At 72.5% G+C, this 19,304-nt stretch carries 13 protein-coding genes; 8 read left to right on the top strand and 5 right to left on the bottom strand.

Annotated features, from left to right (window positions below; genetic code table 11):
- Window positions 1-12 precede the first annotated feature (12 nt).
- Window positions 13-3,237: an AMP-binding protein gene (locus ACZ67M_RS37400; protein ID WP_469854323.1), complete on the top strand. Its 3,225-nt coding sequence runs from the start codon at window positions 13-15 to the stop codon at window positions 3,235-3,237.
- Between the two features lie 73 nt (window positions 3,238-3,310).
- Here ACZ67M_RS37400 and ACZ67M_RS37395 read toward each other — a convergent pair whose 3' ends face one another.
- Window positions 3,311-4,069: a thioesterase II family protein gene (locus tag ACZ67M_RS37395; protein WP_385797495.1), complete on the bottom strand. Its 759-nt coding sequence runs from the start codon at window positions 4,067-4,069 to the stop codon at window positions 3,311-3,313.
- 223 nt (window positions 4,070-4,292) lie between these two features.
- Window positions 4,293-6,557, bottom strand: coding sequence for an MMPL family transporter (locus tag ACZ67M_RS37390; protein WP_392103174.1), 2,265 nt, complete (start codon window positions 6,555-6,557; stop codon window positions 4,293-4,295).
- 282 nt (window positions 6,558-6,839) lie between these two features.
- On the opposite strand from ACZ67M_RS37390, the gene tap reads away from it, so the two are divergent.
- The 3 genes from tap to ACZ67M_RS37375 are packed head-to-tail and all read left to right on the top strand — an operon-like array spanning window position 6,840 to window position 9,858.
- Window positions 6,840-9,098 (top strand): telomere-associated protein Tap, encoded by a 2,259-nt coding sequence (tap, locus tag ACZ67M_RS37385; protein ID WP_469854322.1) that lies wholly within the window; start codon window positions 6,840-6,842, stop codon window positions 9,096-9,098.
- A gap of 6 nt (window positions 9,099-9,104) precedes the next feature.
- Complete coding sequence (gene tpg, locus ACZ67M_RS37380; RefSeq protein WP_385797488.1) at window positions 9,105-9,662, top strand: telomere-protecting terminal protein Tpg; 558 nt, start codon at window positions 9,105-9,107, stop codon at window positions 9,660-9,662.
- Window positions 9,663-9,684: 22 nt separating this feature from the next.
- Entirely contained in the window at window positions 9,685-9,858 is a 174-nt protein-coding gene (locus ACZ67M_RS37375; RefSeq protein ID WP_467322875.1) for a hypothetical protein, read from the top strand.
- An 11-nt stretch (window positions 9,859-9,869) separates the two neighbouring features.
- Here the strand turns inward: ACZ67M_RS37375 and ACZ67M_RS37370 are convergent, their stop codons facing one another.
- The gene (locus tag ACZ67M_RS37370; RefSeq protein ID WP_469854321.1) at window positions 9,870-12,509 is read right to left on the bottom strand and encodes a helicase associated domain-containing protein; all 2,640 of its coding nucleotides are present in this window, start codon (window positions 12,507-12,509) and stop codon (window positions 9,870-9,872) included.
- Between the two features lie 142 nt (window positions 12,510-12,651).
- On the opposite strand from ACZ67M_RS37370, the gene ACZ67M_RS37365 reads away from it, so the two are divergent.
- The 4 genes from ACZ67M_RS37365 to ACZ67M_RS37350 all read left to right on the top strand — a co-directional run bounded on the left by ACZ67M_RS37365 (window position 12,652) and on the right by ACZ67M_RS37350 (window position 16,974).
- Window positions 12,652-13,671, top strand: a complete 1,020-nt coding sequence (locus ACZ67M_RS37365) for a YihY/virulence factor BrkB family protein (protein ID WP_469854320.1) — start codon at window positions 12,652-12,654, stop codon at window positions 13,669-13,671.
- Window positions 13,672-13,901: 230 nt separating this feature from the next.
- Window positions 13,902-14,366, top strand: coding sequence for a phospholipase (locus ACZ67M_RS37360; protein ID WP_385797482.1), 465 nt, complete (start codon window positions 13,902-13,904; stop codon window positions 14,364-14,366).
- Window positions 14,367-14,560: 194 nt separating this feature from the next.
- Window positions 14,561-15,571: an aldo/keto reductase gene (locus ACZ67M_RS37355; RefSeq protein WP_469854319.1), complete on the top strand. Its 1,011-nt coding sequence runs from the start codon at window positions 14,561-14,563 to the stop codon at window positions 15,569-15,571.
- A gap of 830 nt (window positions 15,572-16,401) precedes the next feature.
- A complete protein-coding gene (locus ACZ67M_RS37350; protein WP_469854318.1) occupies window positions 16,402-16,974 on the top strand; it encodes a GNAT family N-acetyltransferase in 573 nt (190 codons plus the stop codon).
- Between the two features lie 152 nt (window positions 16,975-17,126).
- Here ACZ67M_RS37350 and ACZ67M_RS37345 read toward each other — a convergent pair whose 3' ends face one another.
- Window positions 17,127-18,227: a saccharopine dehydrogenase NADP-binding domain-containing protein gene (locus tag ACZ67M_RS37345; protein WP_469854317.1), complete on the bottom strand. Its 1,101-nt coding sequence runs from the start codon at window positions 18,225-18,227 to the stop codon at window positions 17,127-17,129.
- Between the two features lie 54 nt (window positions 18,228-18,281).
- Window positions 18,282-19,214, bottom strand: a complete 933-nt coding sequence (locus ACZ67M_RS37340; RefSeq protein ID WP_469854316.1) for an NADP-dependent oxidoreductase — start codon at window positions 19,212-19,214, stop codon at window positions 18,282-18,284.
- Window positions 19,215-19,304 lie beyond the last annotated feature (90 nt).

Here is a 19,304-nt window from a genome sequence, read left to right as displayed (position 1 = left end):
GGGTTGATCAGTGTGCCTTCGTTCGGAGCGTCATCCGCGCATACAGGCATGTGGCGAGCGCAGGAGATGGCGCCCGACACGCCGAACCACGCGCTGACCATGTGGGACGTGGACGGCGAACTCGACGCCGCCGTCATGGAATCCGCCTTCCTGCACGTGATGGGCGAGGCGGAGGTACTGCGCGTCAACTTCGTCGACGACGGCGCCGGACTGCGCCTCGTACCCCGGGAACCGGGCGACTGGCGGCCCTTCCTGCTGGATCTCAGCGCCGAGGCCGACCCCGAAGCGGCGGCCCGCGAAGCCCTCGCCGACCTGGTGCGGCAGCCGTTCGACCTGGCGCACGACCTGCTGCTGCGGCTGGGCGTGGTCAGGCTCGCCCAGAACCGCTCCCTGCTCGTCATCGCCTACCACCACCTGGTCTCCGACGGGTTCGGCGCGGGCGGCCTGCTCTCGCGGCGCCTCGCCGAGGTCTACACGGCCCTGCTGCGGGGCGAGCCGGTGCCCGAGCTGCCGCACCCCTGGGACGTCGCGTCCTTCGCGGGCGAGGCCGTCGACTACCTCGCCTCCCAGCGGTTCGCCGAGGACACGGAGTTCTGGCGCGACTACCTCAAGGACGCGCCCCCGCCCGCCCGGGTCCCGCGCGTCGCCCTCTCCGAGGCGCGGCGCGCCGCGCTCTCGCAGCCGCTGAGCGGCGTCGACCGCTGGGCGGAGGTGGCCGGGAGCATCGGCATGGTGAGCCGGACCCTGACCGTCCCGCGCGCCGAGGCCGACGCCTGGACCGAGACCGCGCGCTCCCTGGGCGTGTGGATGTCGCAGATGCTGACCGCGGCGGCGGCGGTGTACTTCCGCCACCGCTGCGACCGTCCGGAGTTCCTCCTGTCCCTGGCCGTCGGCAACCGCGTCGGGGTGGCGAGCAGAACCCCCGGCCTGGCCGTGAACGTGGTGCCGGTACGGGCCAGGGTCCCGCTGGGCGCCGGCTTCGCCGAGATCGCCGACTCACTCGTCGACGAGACGTACGAGATCTTCGACCACAGCGCCTGCCACTACTCCGACATCCAGCGGGCGAGCGGCACCGCCCTGAGCGACCGCGGCAGCTTCGGCGCGGTCGTCAACGTCGTCGAGTTCGCGGAGCAGCTCCACTTCGGCGACAGCCCGGCCCGCTACTTCGGCGCCACCACCGGCACGTTCGAGGAACTGTCCATCGGCGTCTACACCGACGGCAGCCCCGACAGCGACCTGTACATCCGCCTCGACGCCCCCGCCGGCCTGTACGACCGGGCGGAGCTGCGCTTCATCGGCGAGGAGCTGATCTCCCACATCCGTGCCGTGCTCGCCGCGGGCGACCGGCCGGTCGGAACGCTGGACGTGCTGAGCGGCGCCGAACGGGACCTGATCCCCCTCGCGCCGGACCCCGCCGACCCGCCGCTGCCGGGACTGACGGTCCCGGAGCTGTTCGCCCGCCAGGCCGAACGCACCCCCGACGCCGTCGCATTGAGCGCCGGCGACACCTCGGTCTCCTACCGCGAGCTGGACGAACGGTCCGCCCGGCTGGCCACCGCGCTCCGCCTGCGGGACATCGGCCCCGAGACGGTCGTCGCCGTGGCGCTGCCCCGGTCGGTGGACCTGGCCTTGGCACTGCTCGCGGTGGCCAGGGCCGGTGGCGCCGTCCTGCCCCTGGACCCGGCGTCCCCCGTACCGCCCGACGGCTTCCCGGCGCACGTCCTGCTCACCAGCAGCGGCACCGGCGACGGCAGCGGCGCTGCGGGCCCGCGCCCGGACGGCCCCGCCCTGCCCGTCCTGCTCCTCGACGACCTGCGCGCGGACCCCGCCGACGACGGCGCCACCGGGCCCGGAACCGCCGTACCGCCGCACCCGGACAGCCTGCTGGCCGTGCTCCACGGCACCGGACCGGACGGTGCCGCCAGACCGGTGGCCGTGACGCACCGGAACGCGGAACGGTTCGTCCTGGACCGCCGGTGCCGGGAGGCCGGCCGCGGCACCGTGCTCTGGCACGCGCCGCTCACCTCCGACGCGCTCGCCCTGGAACTGTGGACGCCCCTGCTGGGCGGCGGCCGGGTCGTCGTCGCCCCCGAAGGCGAGTTGGACCCCGACGCGCTTGCTGGACTGCGGGCGGCCCACGGCATCACCACGCTCCGGCTCCCCACGGCCCGGTTGGCGGCGATCGCGGGCGCGGACCCGGAGCGGCTCGCCGGACTGCGCGAGGTGTGGACCGGCGGCGACCCGGTGCCCCCGGCCGTCCTGCGCCGGGTCCGCGAGGCCTGCCCCGGGCTGACGGTCGTCACCGGGTACGGCCCGGCGGAGACGACCGCCCTCGCCGCCCGCCACCATCTGCCCGCTGGCGGGCCCGGCCCCCGGACGGCCACCGCCGGGCACGCCGCCGGCCACACCGCCCTCTACGTCCTCGGCCCCGGCCTGGCACCGGTCCCCGTCGACGTCGCCGGCGAACTCTACGTGGCGGGACCGGGGGTGGCCCGCGGCTACCCCGGGCGGCCGGCGGCGACCGCGGAACGCTTCGTGCCCTGCCCGTTCGGCCCGCCCGGCGCCGTGATGTACCGGACCGGGGACCGCGTACGGTGGACCGCCGACGGCGTCCTCGCCCACATCGGGGGCGCCGGCCAGCAGGCCGACCTCCGGGGCGTCCGCGTCGAACCGGCCGAGGCCGAGGAGGCGCTGTCCGAGCACACCGCGCTGGCGCACGCCGTCGTGACCGTCGACGAGGACGACTCCGGAACCCGGCGCCTGCTCGCCTACGTCGTCCCGGTCACCGGCCGGACCGTCTCCGCCGACGAACTGCGCGGCTTCGCCTCGGGCCGGCTGCCGGAGTCGGCGGTACCGTCGGTTTTCACCGTGCTGGACCGCCTGCCGGTGACGGCCGCGGGCCGCGTCGACCGGGCCGCGCTGCCGAGGCCGGTGTCCGAGCAGGACACGTACCGGGCGCCGCGCAACGAGACCGAAAGGACCCTGGCCAAGGCCTTCGCCGAGGTGCTGGAACTCGACCGGGTCGGCATCGACGAGGACTTCTTCGACCTCGGCGGCAACTCGCTCCGGGCGATCAGACTGGTCGGCCTGATCCGCGCCGAACTGGACCAGGAGGTGTCCATCCGCAAGCTGTTCGCGACCCGCACCGTCCTCGGCCTGTCGGACATGCTGAAGGACGCCGGCCGCTCCCGCAGGCCGACGCTGCGCAGGCGGACCAGGGAGGGCGCGGTGCTGTGAGCACCGCGGCATGACACAGGGGCGGTACGGACCAGGTCCGTACCGCCCCTGGCGGTCGCCGGGCGTCGCCGGTTCAGGCGGCGGCGCTTTCGGTGAGAAGCCCCTCGGTGAGCACCGCGGCGGTCTCGTCGACCTGGTCGAAGAGGTAGAAGTGACCGCCGGGAAACACCTTCACGGCGAAGTCCCCGCGGGTGTGCGACGCCCAGGTCCCGGCCTGCTCGACGGTCACCATCGGGTCGCCGTCCCCGACCAGCACGGTCACCGGAGCGGCGAGCGGTTCGCCCCCGCGCCAGCCGTACGAGCCGAGCGCCCGGTAGTCGGCCCGCAGCGCCGGCAGCGCCATCTCCATGATGTCCGGGTCGTCGAGCATGGACTGGTCGGTGCCGCCCAGTCGGCGCACCTCGGCGAGCACGGCGTCGTCGTCGTACCGCGCGAAGCCCGCCGTGCTGTGCGCGTCGGGCGCGCCCCGCCCGGACAGGAACAGCCGCCGCGGTGCGGGCAGCGGCCCGCGGGCGAGCAGCCGGGCCGTCTCGAACGCGACGAGCGAGCCCATGCTGTGGCCGAACAGGGCGTACGGCCGCCCGGGTTCCTCGGCCAGCACCGGCGCCAGCTCCTCGGCCACCGCCCCGGCGAGCCGGGTCAGATCCGTGAAGGGCGCCTCCGAGTACCGGTCCTGACGTCCCGGGTACTGCACGCACACCGTGTCGAGGCCGGGGGACAACGCCAGGGCCAGGGGCCGGTACGCCGTCGCCGAACCCCCCGCGTGCGGGAAGCACACGAGCCTAGGCCCGTTCCCCGGGGTGGTGTAGCGCCGGAACCACGTGCTGTTCACAGTCGGTGTATCCCTTCGTCCGTACCGGCCGGCGCGCAGGGGAACGGCCCGCCGGTGCCCTCGGGGGACGTGGGGCACCGACGGGCGGTCCATCGCCCCGCGGGGGCTCACGCCCGTCCGTCACCGGAGCTCACACCGACGACAGTGCCGCTCCGGCCTCGACGCGGGGTCGCGTGAGGCTGGAGCGGCACGGTGGGACGAGCCCTCGCCGGCGTGCGCGGTGTCAGTGCACGAGGTCGCGCTCGGGCTCCGCCGAACCGCGCGGCGTACGCGGCCCGGTGGACCGCAGCCGCCGCTGGAGCCGCTCGCCCTCGACGTCCACGTTCGGCAGCAGCCGGTCCAGCCATCGCGGCAGCCACCAGGCGGCGTCACCGAGCAGCGAGTGCACGGCGGGCACGATCACCATCCGGACCACGAACGCGTCGAACAGGACGGCCGCGGCGAGACCGAAGCCCATCATCGCGACCAGGTCGTCGGTCTCGAAGACGAAGCCCGAGAAGACGCTGATCATGATGATCGCGGCGGCCGCGACCACCCGGCCGCTGTGCCGGAAGCCCGAGACGACGGCGTCCTTCGCCGAGGCGCCGTGGACGTACGCCTCCCGCATCCGGGTCACCAGGAAGACCTCGTAGTCCATGGCGAGGCCGAAGACCACGCCGATCATGAAGATCGGCAGCGTCGTCATGATCGGGCCGGTCTGCTCGACCCCGAAGAAACCGGAGGCCCAGCCCAGCTGGAACACCGCCACCAGCGCGCCGAGCGCCGCGCTCACCGAGAGCAGGAAGCCGAGCGCCGCCTTCAGCGGCACGAGGACCGAGCGGAACACCAGGAGCAGCAGCAGGAAGGCGAGGCCGACCACGAGGCCCAGGTACGGCAGCAGCGCGTCCGACAGCGTCTCGGAGAAGTCGATGAACATCGCGCTCTGGCCGGTCACCAGGATCTCCGTGGCGCCCGCGGAGCCCGCCAGTGCGGACGCCCGCGCGCGGATGTCCTTGACCAGGTCCTCGGTCTCGGTCTCGGTCGGCCCGCTCTTCGGCACGATGCTGAAGATGGCGGTGTCGCCCGCCTTGTTGGCGGTCGCCGGGGACACCGAGGCGACGTTTTCGTCCTTGCTCAGCACCTTGCCGATCCGGTCGCCGGCGGCGGCCGCGTCGTCGCCCTCGACGGTCACCGTGAGCGGGCCGTTGAAGCCGGCGCCGAAGGAGTCGGACAGCAGGTCGTACGCCTTGCGCTGGGTGGTGTCGGTCGCCATCGTGCCCTCGCCGGGCAGGCCGAGTTCCAGCTTGGTGGCGGGCAGGGCGATCGCGCCGAGGCCGACCACCGCGAGCAGCAGCACACCGAGCGGGCGGCGCACCACGAAGGAAGCCCAGCGCGTGGACAGGATCGGCTTGGTCCGCGCGGCCAGCTTCGCGGCCTTCTTCTCGGACTTGCGCAGCTTGCGCGCGGACAGCGGCTTTTTGGTCCGCACCAGGCGCCGGTCGGCGACCCGCAGCACCCGGCGCGGCGCGAAGCCGAGCAGGGCGGGCACGAAGGTGACCGCGATCAGCACGGCGACGGCGACCGTGCCGGCCGCGGCGAGCGCCATCTTGGTCAGGATCGGGATGTTGACGACCGCGAGGCCGCCCAGCGCGATGATGACGGTGAGCCCGGCGAAGACGACGGCCGACCCGGCGGTGCCGGCGGCGATGCCCGCCGCCTCCTCCGCGGTGCGGCCCTCGGCGACCTCGGAACGGTAGCGGGAGACGATGAACAGCGCGTAGTCGATGCCGACCGCGAGGCCGATCATCATCGCCAGCGTCGACGTCGTGGCGGACAGCCCGAGGGTGGCGCCCAGCGCGGTGATGCCGGACACGCCGACTCCCACGCCGATCAGGGCGGTGAGCAGTGGCATGCCGGCCGCGATCACCGAGCCGAAGGTGAGCAGCAGGACGATGGCCGAGATCAGCACGCCGATCTGCTCGCCGGTGCCGGACACGGTCTGCTCGATCGGGACGGCGTCACCGCCGGCCTCGACGGTCAGTCCGCCGTCGCGGGCCCGGTCGGTGGCCGCGGCGAGCGCGTCGTGCGCCTCGTCGGTGAGGTCGGGCGCGGTGACCTCGTACGTCACCACCGCGTACGCGGTCCGGCCGTCCTTGCTGACGGTGCCGGCGGTGAACGGGTCGGCGACGCCCGCCACCTGGGGTGCCTTGCCGAGTTCGCCCAGGAGCTTCTCGATCGCCGGCTTCTCGCCGTCGATCTTCTTGCCCTCGGGCGCGCGGATCACCACACGGGCGGTGGCCCCGTCGGCGCCCGCGTCGGGGAACTTCTCCTCGAGCAGGTCGAACGCCTTCTGCGACTCGGTGCCCGGCATCGAGAACTGCTCGTTCGGCGGTGTGGGGGCGGAGGATGCGGCGGCACCGACGCCGACGACGATCAGCACCCACAACAGGGTCACGAGGCCGCGCCGCCGGAAGGCGAAGCGGCCGAGCTTGTACAGGAAGGTAGCCACGGGTAACCGCACTTCCGTCGGGTGGGGGGCAGAGGGACCGATGTGTCCGACCGCCCCGGCTGAACACGGGACGGTGGCTCCGACACGCCCACACGTTGACCCAGCGCGCCGCCACGGCACAGGATCCTGCGGCCGGAGCCCAGCGATCCTCTAGCGGACGCCGAGCGGACCGGCCACTTCCCGCCAAGGGCAGCCACGCCACGGGTTAAATCCAAGGCTAAAAGGATCCCGTAATCGGAGGTTAACGAGTGGTACGGTGGCCGCCGGAGGTGAACCGGCCCCATGCCGACGGAAGAAGAGCTGTTCGCAGCCGTTGACACCCTGCTCGCGGGCGAGCCGCACATGCCCGACCCCGCCGAACGGGCCCGGCTGCGCGAAGCGGCCGGGATCACCCAGGCCAGGCTCGCACAGGTACTCCAGACCACCACGCAGACGGTGAAGAACTGGGAGTCCGGCAGAGCCGAGCCCCGCCCCCCGCGCCGGCAGGCATACCAGCGCCTCCTCGACGGCTGGTCGCAGCAGTTCGCGCCCGCCACCGCCCCGGACGGCGCCGCCCCCGGCACACCGGCCACCACCGACCCCGCACCGGCTCCGGCGGCACCTCCGCCACCCACCGCACCGGCTCCGGCGGCACCTCCGCCACCCACCGCACCGGCTCCGTCGGCGCCTCCGCCACCCACCGCACCCGCGCCCCCGGCACGGACCGGCACCCCACCGGCCATCTCGCCGCCCCGCGCCCCGGAGGCCGGGAAGCCGGCCGAGCGCCCCGCCGCCCCCACCGCCGCCCCCACCGCCGCCACGCGCACCGCGGACCGGCGCTTCGAGAACGGCCCGCTCGCCGTCATCGACGTGGAGAACGGCGAGACCCACGCCTACTGCGCCGGCGGCCTGGTCCTGGACGTACCCGCCAAGTCCCTCCCCTCACTGGTCGACTGGACCCTCACCGAAGCCGCTCTCGGCCAGCCCCGCCTCCACCGCAACGGCCGCGACGGCGACCCCCTCCTCGTCCTCACCCCGGCCGCCCTGGAACGCTACGGGCTGCCCACCGCCCTCACCGACGAGGAACGCCGCGCCGGACGCCTCCCCGACGGCCACAAGTCGGTCCGGCAACTCGCCCGGGCCAACTGGAAACTGACCCGGCGCGGACTGGGCCCCTGGGCGCGGATCTACCGCCCCGCCGAAGGCGCCAAGCGCCACTGCGTCCAGCTCTGCGTCCCCGCCTGGAACGCCCTGGACGCCCGCGAATGGGACGACAGGAACGCCCCGCGGCTGCCCTCGATGCACCCGGCCGACCTCGCCCGCTACCTCGGCGCCTACGCCCAGCGGGTGATGACACCGCGCGGCACCGCGGCGGTCACCGGCCTGGAACTGATGACCGCGCTGCGCCCGCCCACCCGCGCGGAGAAGAACCCGGCCACCGGCGAGTTCACCCGGGCCCTCAACGACGACGCGCTCACCGCCGTGTACGACGTCGTGGAGTGCGAGGTCCCCGACGAACACCCCGTGCTCAAGGGCAGGTTCGCCCGCCACCACCTGCGTACGCCGGCCGAGATGCTGATGGAGGAGCCCTACGACTGGTGCCGCCCCCTCACCGACGAGGAGTGCATGCGGCACTACCTGGTCGCGGTCGACGTCAACATGTCCTTCGCCGCGGCCGCCAACGGCCTGACCGTCGGCCTGGGCGGCCCGACCCACCTCACCGGCAACCCGGGCTTCGACCCCGCGCTGCCGGGCTCCTGGCTGGTCGACCTCAGCCACGTCGACCTCTCCCGCGTGGAGATCAACGGCCGCACGGTCGACGGCGACCGGCTCCCCTCCCCGTTCACCCCCAAGGGCGACCGCCCCACCGGCCCCGCCTGGTACGCCACCCCCACGGTCGCCTACGCGGTGGAGCTGGGCTACGAGGTCGCCCCCGTCGAGGCCCACGTACGCACCCGCAACGGCCGCTACCTCGACGCCTGGTACAAGCGCCTGCGCGACGCGTACGTCGCCACGATGGCCGACCTCGGCGTCACCGCCGCCATGGGCGGCAGCGAGTTCCTCGAGGCGATGGCCCGCTCCCGGGGGACCGACCCGACGATGGCACTGCTGGCCGGCGCCATCAAGGCGACCGCGAAGGGCGGCATCGGCAAGCTCCGCCAGCGCAACCGCGGCCAGGTGCCGTACTACGAACCGTGGCCGGCCCTCGAACGGGAGACGTGGCGCCCCGACATCCGCGCCGCCGTCCTGGCCAACCAGCGCGTCGGCCTGCACCGCAAGCTGATGAAGACCGCGGCCGCGGCCGGCCTCTACCCCGTGGCGATCGGCACCGACGCCGTCGTCTACCCCTCACCCGGCCCGTCCCCGCTCGACGTCCTGCCCCACACGCCCGAGGGCAAGCCCGTACCCGGCACCTTCCGGCTCGGCATCTCCCCGGGCATGGTCAAACACCAGGGCACCCGGACGGTCCTGTGGGCCGAGGAGCGGTTCGAGGAACAGGGCGGCGTCTTCAACATCGCCAACCACATCAAGACCGACCCGGCCGCCGGCGAAGGGGAGTGACCGACGATGGTGGACCCCGTCGGAGAGGGCCTGGACCGCTCACTGGAAGAAGCCTTCACCCGCCCCGTTCCCCAGAGCGCCCAAGCCCGGATGAGGTACCTGGTCAAGCAGCTCAAGGGCACCGGCGCCGTCGCCCGGCTCCTCGGCATCTCCCAGCGCACCGTGGAGCGCTACGTCAAGGGACAGCTCAAACGGCCCCGCCCGGAACTGCGCGACCGCATGGAGCGCGAGGTCAGGAAGCGCTGGCAGCCCAAGGTGAGGGAGCGCGCCAGGAAGAAGGCGTCCACCACCGACGGTCTGATCCTCTCCACCCGCGCCCGCTTCGGCTTCACCGCCGCCCCCGGCACCACGGACGACGCCCGAGTCCGCGACATCACCCAGGCCCTCACCCCGCACTGGGCGGACCGCTTGTTCACCGCCCGCGACCAGGGCGCCAGCGAACAACAACTCCAGAACATCGCGGCCGAGGGCCTCGCCGAGATGTACTTCCGCGACAACAACACCCGCGCCCACGGCCTGGGCGTGGAGTTCACCGACATCGACCGGGTCGACATCGGCCTCTGAAAGGCCCCTCCGGAAGACCGGTGTGGCGATCGGCTCGGTGGACGACATGCGGGTGCTGTTCGGCGGCGGCATCATCCCGCACGAGGACGTCCAGTCCCTGCTCGACCTGGGCGTGGCCGCCCTGTTCACCCCCGGCACCACCACCCGGGCGGTCACCGACTGGGTCCACGCCAACGTGACCCGGACCTCCGCCTGACCCGCTCCCCGCTACGGCCAGGCGATGCCCAGCTCCCGCAGTGCGGTGCGCTGGTCGTGGGTGAGTCCGTCGCGCCGGGTCCTGGTGTTGGAGATCCACACGCCGAGCCTGAGGTGGTGCTCCTCGCCGTCGATGACGACGTGTTCGACGTGTCCCCTCGGCACCGCCTTCTGGACGCCCTCGCGCTGGATCCACTGTGCGAGGGCCGTCAGGCCGCGCTGGAAGGCGGGATTCCGCCCGGACGCCCGTCCGCCGCGCGTGGCCGGCGGTGTGGGCCGCTCGGCGGGCGTGACGCCCAGCGCGGCCAGCCGTTGCCGCTGCTCCTCGGAGAGTTCCGCCCAGCCGTGGCGCTGCCTGCGAAGCCACTTGCCGAGGTCGTCGCCCTCGTGGAGGACGCCGGGAGCGATGTCGGGCAGGACGGCGTCGGGTTCGTCGGCGGCGAGGTCGGCGAGGACGCGGTAGTGGCGTTGCCAGTCCAGGGGCCAGGGGCAGTTCCAGTCGGGGTCGATCCGGTCGAGTTGCGCGGCGCGGGCCGCGGCGCGATCCGGGTTCTTCCCCAGGCCGTTCTCGCGGCGGAGGTTGGCCATGTGCTCCCCGACCGGGACCAGTTCACTGTCGGCGTTGCCCCAAAGCGCGTCGCGCCGGGGGGCCAGATGGCCGTGCGCCCTCCGGTACGAGCGCAGCACCGCGAGTTTGGTCTCCCACGCCTCGTCGCCGGGTTCCCACACCATCCCGGCCTCGTCGAGGAGTTCCCTGCGGTGGTCGTCGAGTTCACCGGCGCGCCGGGCGCGCCGCTGCTGGTGGACCCACCGCCCCAGCGGGAACGCCTTGGTGGCGCCGGCCTCGGTCTCGGTGTCGTAGGGCACCGCGTACAGGCCGGTGACGTGATGGTTCCTCCGCCAGTGCAGCAGGGCCTGGTAGCCCTCCAGCCAGACCAGGGACTCGGGCCGGTAGACCCGTGTGCGCAGGAACGCGGCGATGGTGGCGGCGTCCCGGGGCGAGGAGAAGTGCAGCAGCGCGGACCGCGCGGCGCCGGCGGAGTCGTCGTGCTCCCGCCCCTCGTCCGCTCCGCCTTCGGTGCCGACGATCCGCCCGTGCTCGTCCCGCCGCACGTGCACCTGCCGCTGCCCGCTGCTCAGCGCCCGGTTGGCGAGCTGCTCGACGAGGTGCTCCGAGTGCGAGCGCAGACCTTGGAGCACGGCCACCAGGGGTGCGTACGAGGCGGAGGCGACCATGTCGGTCGGGTCCTCACCGGGCTGGAGGAAGACGGGGACGATGATCCTGGCGGTCTTGGCCGTGCCGTCGGGGTTCGGGCGCAGGGCCCGGCCGATGTTCTGGACGATCTCGACCTGGGAGCCGCGGGTGTCGGCGAAGCAGATCGCCTCCACGCCGCGTTCGCCGACGATGTCGACGCCCTCGCCCAGGACCCGCACGCTGGCCAGGAAGGCCCGGTGCACGCGCCTGTCGCCGGCATCGACGCCGTTGGCGAACTGGCGCAGGACCTCCCGGCGTTCGGCGACGAGGTGATCACCGCACAGCCATGCCGACCAGACACGGTCCGGGGGCACATGGCGGCCGGTCTCCAGCTCGTAGAACTCCGCGCCGATCGACGACTCCGGCAGCAGGTCCGCCTCGGCCAGGACAGCGTCGGAGACCTCGGCCGCGTACAGCTCGGCGGCCGTCCGCGGCATCTTCTCCGCGAACGCCATCGCCTCGTCCACCCGCTGGTGGAAGGTCATGACCGTGCGCAGGTTCCGCGCGGCGGCGTGCTCAAGGAGCGCCGTTTGCAGCAGGGCGAGGCGCCGGCCCCGCTGTGCCTCCTCCGGCTCCCCGGGAACGGGGGAGGGATCGTGGATCTCCAGCACGTCGATCTCGAACCCGGCGAGGATGCCGCGTTCGACGGCCTCTGACAGTGCGAGTTCGTAGATCCACTCGCCGTACGGGCCGTCCGGGTCGGACGCCATGGTGGCGATCGCCGGCTCCCGCCCCTCCAGGCCCCGCTGCGGGCGCGGCGGGGCGAGGATGCGGGGGGTGGCGGTGAGGTAGAGCCGGAAGTCCGCCGGGATGCGGGTGTTGTCGTGGACGGCCGCCCACGGCCGCCCGAGATCACCGGCGGTCGAATGCGCTTCGTCGACGACGGCGAGGTCGAACGGCGCCATGGACTGTCCGTACAGCCGCTCCCCGCCCGCCAGAGCGGCCTCCAGCGGCCCGCGCACCTTCGCCCGGCCGGTGACGTCCTCGGGGTCGTCCCGGTCCACGAGCGAGGCGTACGTCGCGAACATCACCACCGGCCCCTCGGCAGCCCACAGGGCCAGCTGGATCGGGTGGGTGGTCGCCCGTACGCCCAGCCGCTCCAGGACGTCGTCCTTCTCCAGCGAGCACACCGCGATCATCGGCCCCGTGTGGCCGACCGTCCGCCACGCCTGGGCGGTCTGCACGAGCAGGTCGAGGGTGGGGACCATGACGAGGATCCGCCCGCCCCTGAAGCACTCCAGCGCCGCCCGCGCGGCCGTGATCGTCTTTCCGGACCCGGTCGCGGAGACCACCGTCGCCCGCAGCCCCTGTGCTGATGCGGACGCCCGCACGGGAAACCCCGCCCACGCGCGGATCCGCGAGACGGCCTCGGCCTGGTGCTCCCGAAGACTGATCACGAGGCACGAAACCGCTGGTCAACGTAGGCCGCCATGAGGGGCATGATACCTACCGGACGGGTGGTACGAGCCGCGCGCCGACCCACTTCGTCCACGGGCACGCCGACCGCATGGAAACGGTCCGGCGGAGCACACCTCCTGCATGGGAACCGTGGTGCACGTACCGCAGACGAGGGACATGATCGGCGAAGAGCTGTCCGGAGACGAAGCGTGGACCGCGCTGCGCCGCTACGGGGGCCGCCGGCTGGTGACCGACGCGTTCCTGCGCTTCCGGTACGCCGACGGATTCAGCTTCGCGCGGGCCCTCGCCTTCCAGTTGGTCATCGGGATGGTCCCGCTCGCCATCGCCCTGGTCGGGGTCTCCGCGGCCACCCACACGGAGAGCGTCGGCCGACTGATCGAACTGACCTTGAGCGAGGTCGTTCCGCCGGCCAGCGCCGAGCTCGTGCGCGACGGACTGATGGCCACCCGCGCGCACGCCGGTGCCGACACGGCGGGCACCGTGGCCATGTGGACCGGCCTCGGTTTCGCCCTGCTGAACCTCGCGTCGGCCATGGGCCAGATCGAGCGGGGGTGCAACCGCATCTACGGCATCGAACGCGACCGGCCGTTCTGGGCGAAGTACGCCCGCAGCCTGCTGCTGGCGGTCGGTGCGGGCGGGCCGCTGGTGCTCGGCTTCCTCGTGACGGTGGCCGGCGGGCCGGTGGGCAGCGCGGTGACCGAGGTGTTCGGCTGGCCCGGGGAGTGGCTCGCCTGGTGGAACTGGTGGAAGGTCCCGGTGGGCGTGGCGCTCGCCTGCATGGCATCGGCCGTCATCCTGCGCTGGGCCCCCCGGCGCGACCAACCGGGTTACACCTGGCTCGTGTTCGGGTCCGCGGTCCAGCTCGTCCTGTGGATCACGGCGACCTGGCTGCTGGCCCTCTACGTGGGGCACAGCGGGTCCTTCGGTTCGCTGTACGGGCCGCTGACCGCCCTGATGGCCCTGTTCCTCTGGGCCAACCTGGCCGGCATCGCACTCTTCCTGGGCGTGGCCTTCGCGGCCCAACTGGAGGCCACCCGAGCCGGGATCACCAGGCCCGTGCATCCGGACCCCGGTTCCGGGCCCTGGCCCACCGGCCGACCGCCCCGGCAGCGGGCCGACGCGGAGGAGTCGCGGCACTAGGACATCGGCCGGTACGTCCGCGAGGTCCGGCAGCGCGGGCCGATGGTGAACGGTCAAATCACCCTGCGGGGTGGGGACGGGGGACCGAAAGCACCGACTTCCGGCCGGCGGCCCCCTACAACCCCTGTCCACGGTCCGCACGACCCCAGACCCGGCGCCGGAGACTTCCGGGCCACCCCGCCCCGGTCGAAGCTGAGGACGACCTCGGAACCGTCCCTCAGGAGGAACACGTGCGCCGTCGAATCACCGCCGCGGCCCTTGCGTCCGCAGCCCTCGCCCTGTGCGCCACGGTCTCCGCCCCTGCGTCGGCCGCCCCGGCCGACAAGGCCCAGGTACTCGCGAGCTGGACGCAGACCAGCGCGAGCAGCTACAACGCCTGGACCGCGGCGCGCGCCAACCAGGGAGCGTGGAGCGCCTACGGCTTCAACTGGAGCACCGACTACTGTTCGACGTCCCCCGACAACCCCTTCGGCTTCCCCTTCAAGACCTCCTGCGCCCGCCACGACTTCGGCTACCGCAACTACAAGGAGGCCGGCACCTTCGCCGCCAACAAGTCCCGCGTGGACAGCGCCTTCTACGCCGACCTGAAGAGAGTCTGCGCCGCCTACAGCGGCGCGCAGCGCACCTCCTGCGACGCGACGGCCTGGACGTACTACCAGGCGGTCGACAAGCTGGGCTCCCCGGCAGCGGGCTGACGCACTCCCGGAGGGGCTACGGCTGGCAACACCGCCGGGGCCCCTCCGAACCGCCGGCCAACCGCACCTGACAACCGGCCAAGGTCCGCCTGCGAACCCAGCTCACCCCGTCGGTCTCCGGTGCACTGTCCAGGGTGCTGCGGATGCCTCCGACACTTGCGTCGGAGCGCACTCCAACTCCTAGGTTCCGAAGCATGCGATACACAAGACTCGGAACGACCGGACTGGAAGTCTCCGCCCTCACCCTCGGCTGCATGAGCTTCGGCGAGCCGGACCGGGGCGGCGAGCCCTGGTCACTGGGCGAAGACGCCGGCAGGGACATCATCAAGCAGGCCCTTGAGGCAGGCGTCAACTTCCTCGACACGGCCAACGGGTACAGCGCCGGAAGCAGCGAGGAGATCGTCGGCCGGGCGGTCAAGGACTTCACCCGGCGCGAGGAGGTCGTTCTCTCCACCAAGGTGTGGATGCGGATGCGCCCCGGCCCGAACGGCGCCGGGCTGTCCCGCAAGGCGATCCTCTCCGAGCTGGACGCCTCCCTGAAGCGACTGGGAACCGACTACATCGACCTGTACCAGATCCACCGCTGGGACTACGACACCCCGATCGAGGAAACCCTCGAGGCGCTGCATGACGCGGTCAAGTCCGGGAAGGTCCGCTACATCGGCGCCTCTTCCATGTACGCCTGGCAGTTCGCCAAGGCCCTGTACCTGGCTGACCTGAACGGCTGGACCCGGTTCGTGTCGATGCAGGACCACTACAACCTGATCCACCGAGAAGCAGAGCGGGAGATGCTCCCGCTCTGCGCCGACCAGGGCATCGGCGTGATCCCGTGGAGCCCGCTGGCGCGGGGCAGGCTGACGCGGGTCCGGGACACTGCCACGGCGCGTGCCGCGACAGACCCGGGCGGCAAGATCCTCTACCACGACGGGGACCAGGCGGTGGCCGAGCGCGTCCACGAGATCGCGGGCAAGCGGGGTCTGTCCCCCGCCCAGGTCGCCCTGGCCTGGGTCATGCGCAACCCGGCGGTGACCTCGCCCATCGTCGGGGTCACCAAGCCGGCCCAACTGGCCGATGCGGTAGCCGCGGTGGACGTCGAACTCGACGGGGACGAGGCCGCCTACCTGGAGGAGCCCTACCAGCCGCACGAGGCCGCCTACCTGGAGGAGTCCTTCTACAAGCGGCAGCCTGTGGCGGACTCCCGGTAGCCCGCCCTACCGCCGGCCACCCGACGAGTCCCCGCCCCCGTCCTTCGCAGCGCCGGCCCAGCGATGCTCGCGGGCGGCCGCGCCCAACTGGTGGACTGGGCTTGCGCGACCTGGACGGAGGCGTCCAACGTCGGCGTACAGGCGCGAGCACCGCCCAGGCATGAAGGGATGCCTACTGCCTTGCTCAGCTGCTGTTCAAGGCCGTGAGCAGGTGGTCCAACTCATTGGGCATCACAGCAATGAGAAGAGCACCCTCGGGAGAGCTGCACTCTACGATTCTGGACCCACCGTTGATCTTCACCGCCTCGCGCCATGACGGTGACCGCACGCTGACCTGACGCAGCCCCGCCGGGAGAGACACTGCCGCCCCGGCTTTGGTTCGTGGCTCCCAGCCCATTCCGGAGGGGCCTACCAACAGCCGTCCCCGCAGCCATTGTCCTTCAAGCGAAGGGTGTCGGAGCAGGCAGGGAATCCTGATCTCATTTCCCTGAGCGGCACTGAGCGCCCGCTGCTTCACCCTGCGTCGGAGCAGCCACACCGTCAGTCCTGCCGCTGCCGCGAATACCACCAGTTCGATCACCGGAGCATTCAAGCAGGCGCCGGTGGCGAGGCCGTAACGGCAGCCGCGGTCCTGGGAAACGCGTCAGACGGCGACGGCGGCGACGACGGATCCGGCGGTGAAACAGGGCGCTGCTGAGTGCGACGGCCGGCAGGGTACTGCGGACTCACCGCCCATCCGTCGCGTCCGGGGTCACCGCGGACGTACGCGCCCCCAACCGTCCGGATAAACGGATGGCCGGGGGCGAGCGTGACGCGGCAGGATGCTCCGCATGCCCTTGCCCACCCCCGAACTGCACACCGCCCGCCTGCGACTGCGGCCGTTCACCGACGCGGACGCGGCGTCGCTGTACGCGCTGCACAGCAGCGCCAACGTGCTGCGCTACTGGGACTCCCCGCCGTGGACGGAACCGGCCCGCGCCCAGCGCTTCATCGCGACCTGCCGGACGATCGAGGAGGAAGGCACGGGGGCGCGGGTGGCCGTCGACCGCGTCTCCGACTGCGCGTTCATCGGCTGGTGCGGCCTGACCAGCTGGAACCCGGACTTCCGCAGCGCGTCCCTGGGCTACGTCTTCGACGCCGGCGCGTGGGGCCACGGCTACGCCACGGAGACCGCGCACGCCGTCCTGCGGTGGGCGTTCGACACCCTGGACCTGAACCGCGTCCAAGCCGAGACCGACACACGCAACGTAGCGTCCGCCCGGGTCTTGGAGAAGCTCGGCTTCGTCCGCGAAGGCACCCTCCGCGAAGACTGCGTCGTCAACGGCGACGTCTCCGACTCCTGGATCTTCGGCCTCCTCCGCCGCGAATATCACCCGACGGCCACGCCCACGGCCGGCCACTAGGACCGAGACCTGCCCGCCTTTACAACCGCTGTCGAACCTGGTGAACCAAGCCACGCTGGGCAGTCCGGCGAGACTGGTGGAGCGAGCGCGTCCTGGGCGCGCAGGGCGCCAACGGTGACCCCTGCGGCGAGACCCGTGCCGCCATCGGCAGGTCAGCGCGTCGGGTCGGAGTCGGACGCGTGCCGTCGTCCGCCGGGCCGGGGCAGCAGGTATTCGGCGCCGCACGATTCGGCGAGGGCAGGGCCGAAGAGGGCAGCCGGGGTGTATGCGCCAGGTCGGCCCTGACCGGCCAGTAGCCGACGGGTGATCTCCGCGGCCACGGCTCCGGTGTACGCCTGTGCGTCGCCCAGGCGCAGCCAGCCCTCCCGGGTCTCGCCGTCCGCCCAGGTTACGACCGCGTGCCCCCAGGAGTGCTCACGCGGCCGTTCCTTCGCCTTGACGCGTACCCGTGCGAGGCGGCGTGTGGTGAACAGCCGCAGCCGCTCCCACCGCATGAGCGTGCTCACGGCCGGCATCATCGCCCGGATCACGGGCGAGGACGGTGTCTCGCTGGACGCCGAAAGGACATGGTGGGCGCCACTCGCCCGGTGAGCCGCGAGAAGTTCGCCCAACGGCATGCTGGCCGTGGTCACCCGCGATCCGTCCGGCAGGGTGAGACGTACCGCATCGCTGAGAATCCGGGCCGGCGCCAGATGGCCATCGGTGATCCGACGGCCTACGAGGCCGCCCAAGAGGGTGCCGATCAAAGCTTCACCGGCAGTGCCTTCCTCCATCGCCATCGAGGGCACCATGTCGACCCGGACCCGGAGCGGCGCGGGACGGCCCTCGCACAGCTTCACCACGACACTCTCGGTGGCGGTCACGCCGAACCCGGCGCCGGTGACCAGCGTGTGACCCGCCCGGGTGGCCGCGTCGTGCATCTCGAACGCGGCGGAGAGCGCCGCGACATCGTTCGCCAGGTCGAGGTAATGGCTGCCGACGGCACGGCAGGCGTGGACGACCTCAGGGGCCGCGGTGGTGAACGGCCCGATCGTGTTGATGACCACGGCGGGTCGCTGCCGCCGGATTTCCGAGGCGGCGGTGGCCAGGGAGGGAACCTGAAGCGTCTCGCTGTCGGTCCGCTCCGCTGCGGCGTGCAGGCGGCGTGCGTCCCGGCCGACGAGGACGGCCGTCAGGCCGCGCTGAGCGAGGTGCGCCGCGATGGTGCGGCCGCTGCGCCCGGTGCCGCCGAGTATCCAGATCTGTGTCTTCATTCGAAGAACTCCTGCGGGGGGGGGGTGAAGCCGATGGTCGGCCGGCGGTGACCGTCAGGCGGTCGTGATGATGAGCTTGCCGCCTTTGGGCGTGCCGTCGCGCTCGAGTTCGGTGAGCGCTTTGATGGCCTGTGCGAGCGGCACCGTGCGGGCGATCGGCACCCGCAGGAGGCCCTGTCCGGCGGCGCGCGCGACCTCCTCGAGGTCCTCTGGCGAGGCCTGGGCGACCAGGACGCGGAAGGGGCCCGGCAGAGCGGCCTTCACGAACGTTGCCGGCGTGGGGTGGAGGCCGACGATGCGCCCGCCTGGCTTGAGCAGCCGCTTCGCTTCCTTGCCGGACAGCGTGTGGGCGGTGTCGAGGACGATGTCGAATCGCCCGCCGAGCGCCTCCGGGTCGAAGTCGAAATCGACGACCGGGTCGATGCCGAGGTCGCGGGCGTCCTGCGCGGCGGTGGCGCGGCAACTGCCTCCCACCGAGGCGCCGTGCGCCAGGGCGATCTGAGCGGCGGCTCGGCCGACTCCGCCGAGGCAGCCGTTGATGAACGCGGTTTGCCCAGGCTGTAGCTTGCCCTTCCTGGTCAGGGCCTGGAAGGCGGTGAGCCCGACGGTCGGAAGGGCGGCGGCCTCCTCGAAGGAGAGATTCGCAGGCTTCTTCACGACCGCCTTCTCGTCGGCGACGACCATGTCGCCGAAGGCCCCCGACGCCTTGATCGATGCTCCGCCGAGCACTTCGTCACCGACGACGAGTCGGGTGACGCCCGGTCCGACCGTCTCGACGACGCCTGCGAAGTCATGGCCCAGCCCGCGGGGGAAGGTCCGCCCGGTCGCCATCTTCAAGGCGCCGCCGCGGAGCCCCCAGTCCATCGGATTGGCTGCCGCGGCCCGCACGCGGACCAGGATCTGGCCACCGCCGGGCCGGGCGGGCTCGAACTCTTCCAGTCGCATGACTTCGGGACCGCCGTACTGGTGGTACTGGATCCGCTCCATGACCGCCTCCTCAGGTGATGTCATCGCGTGACATCACTCTAACACTTCTGATGTCACGAGGTGACATCCCGTGGGCGGAGGCATGTCACC

Source organism: Streptomyces sp. NPDC107500 (assembly GCF_055582785.1).
This window is presented reverse-complemented; position numbering and strand designations above follow the sequence as displayed.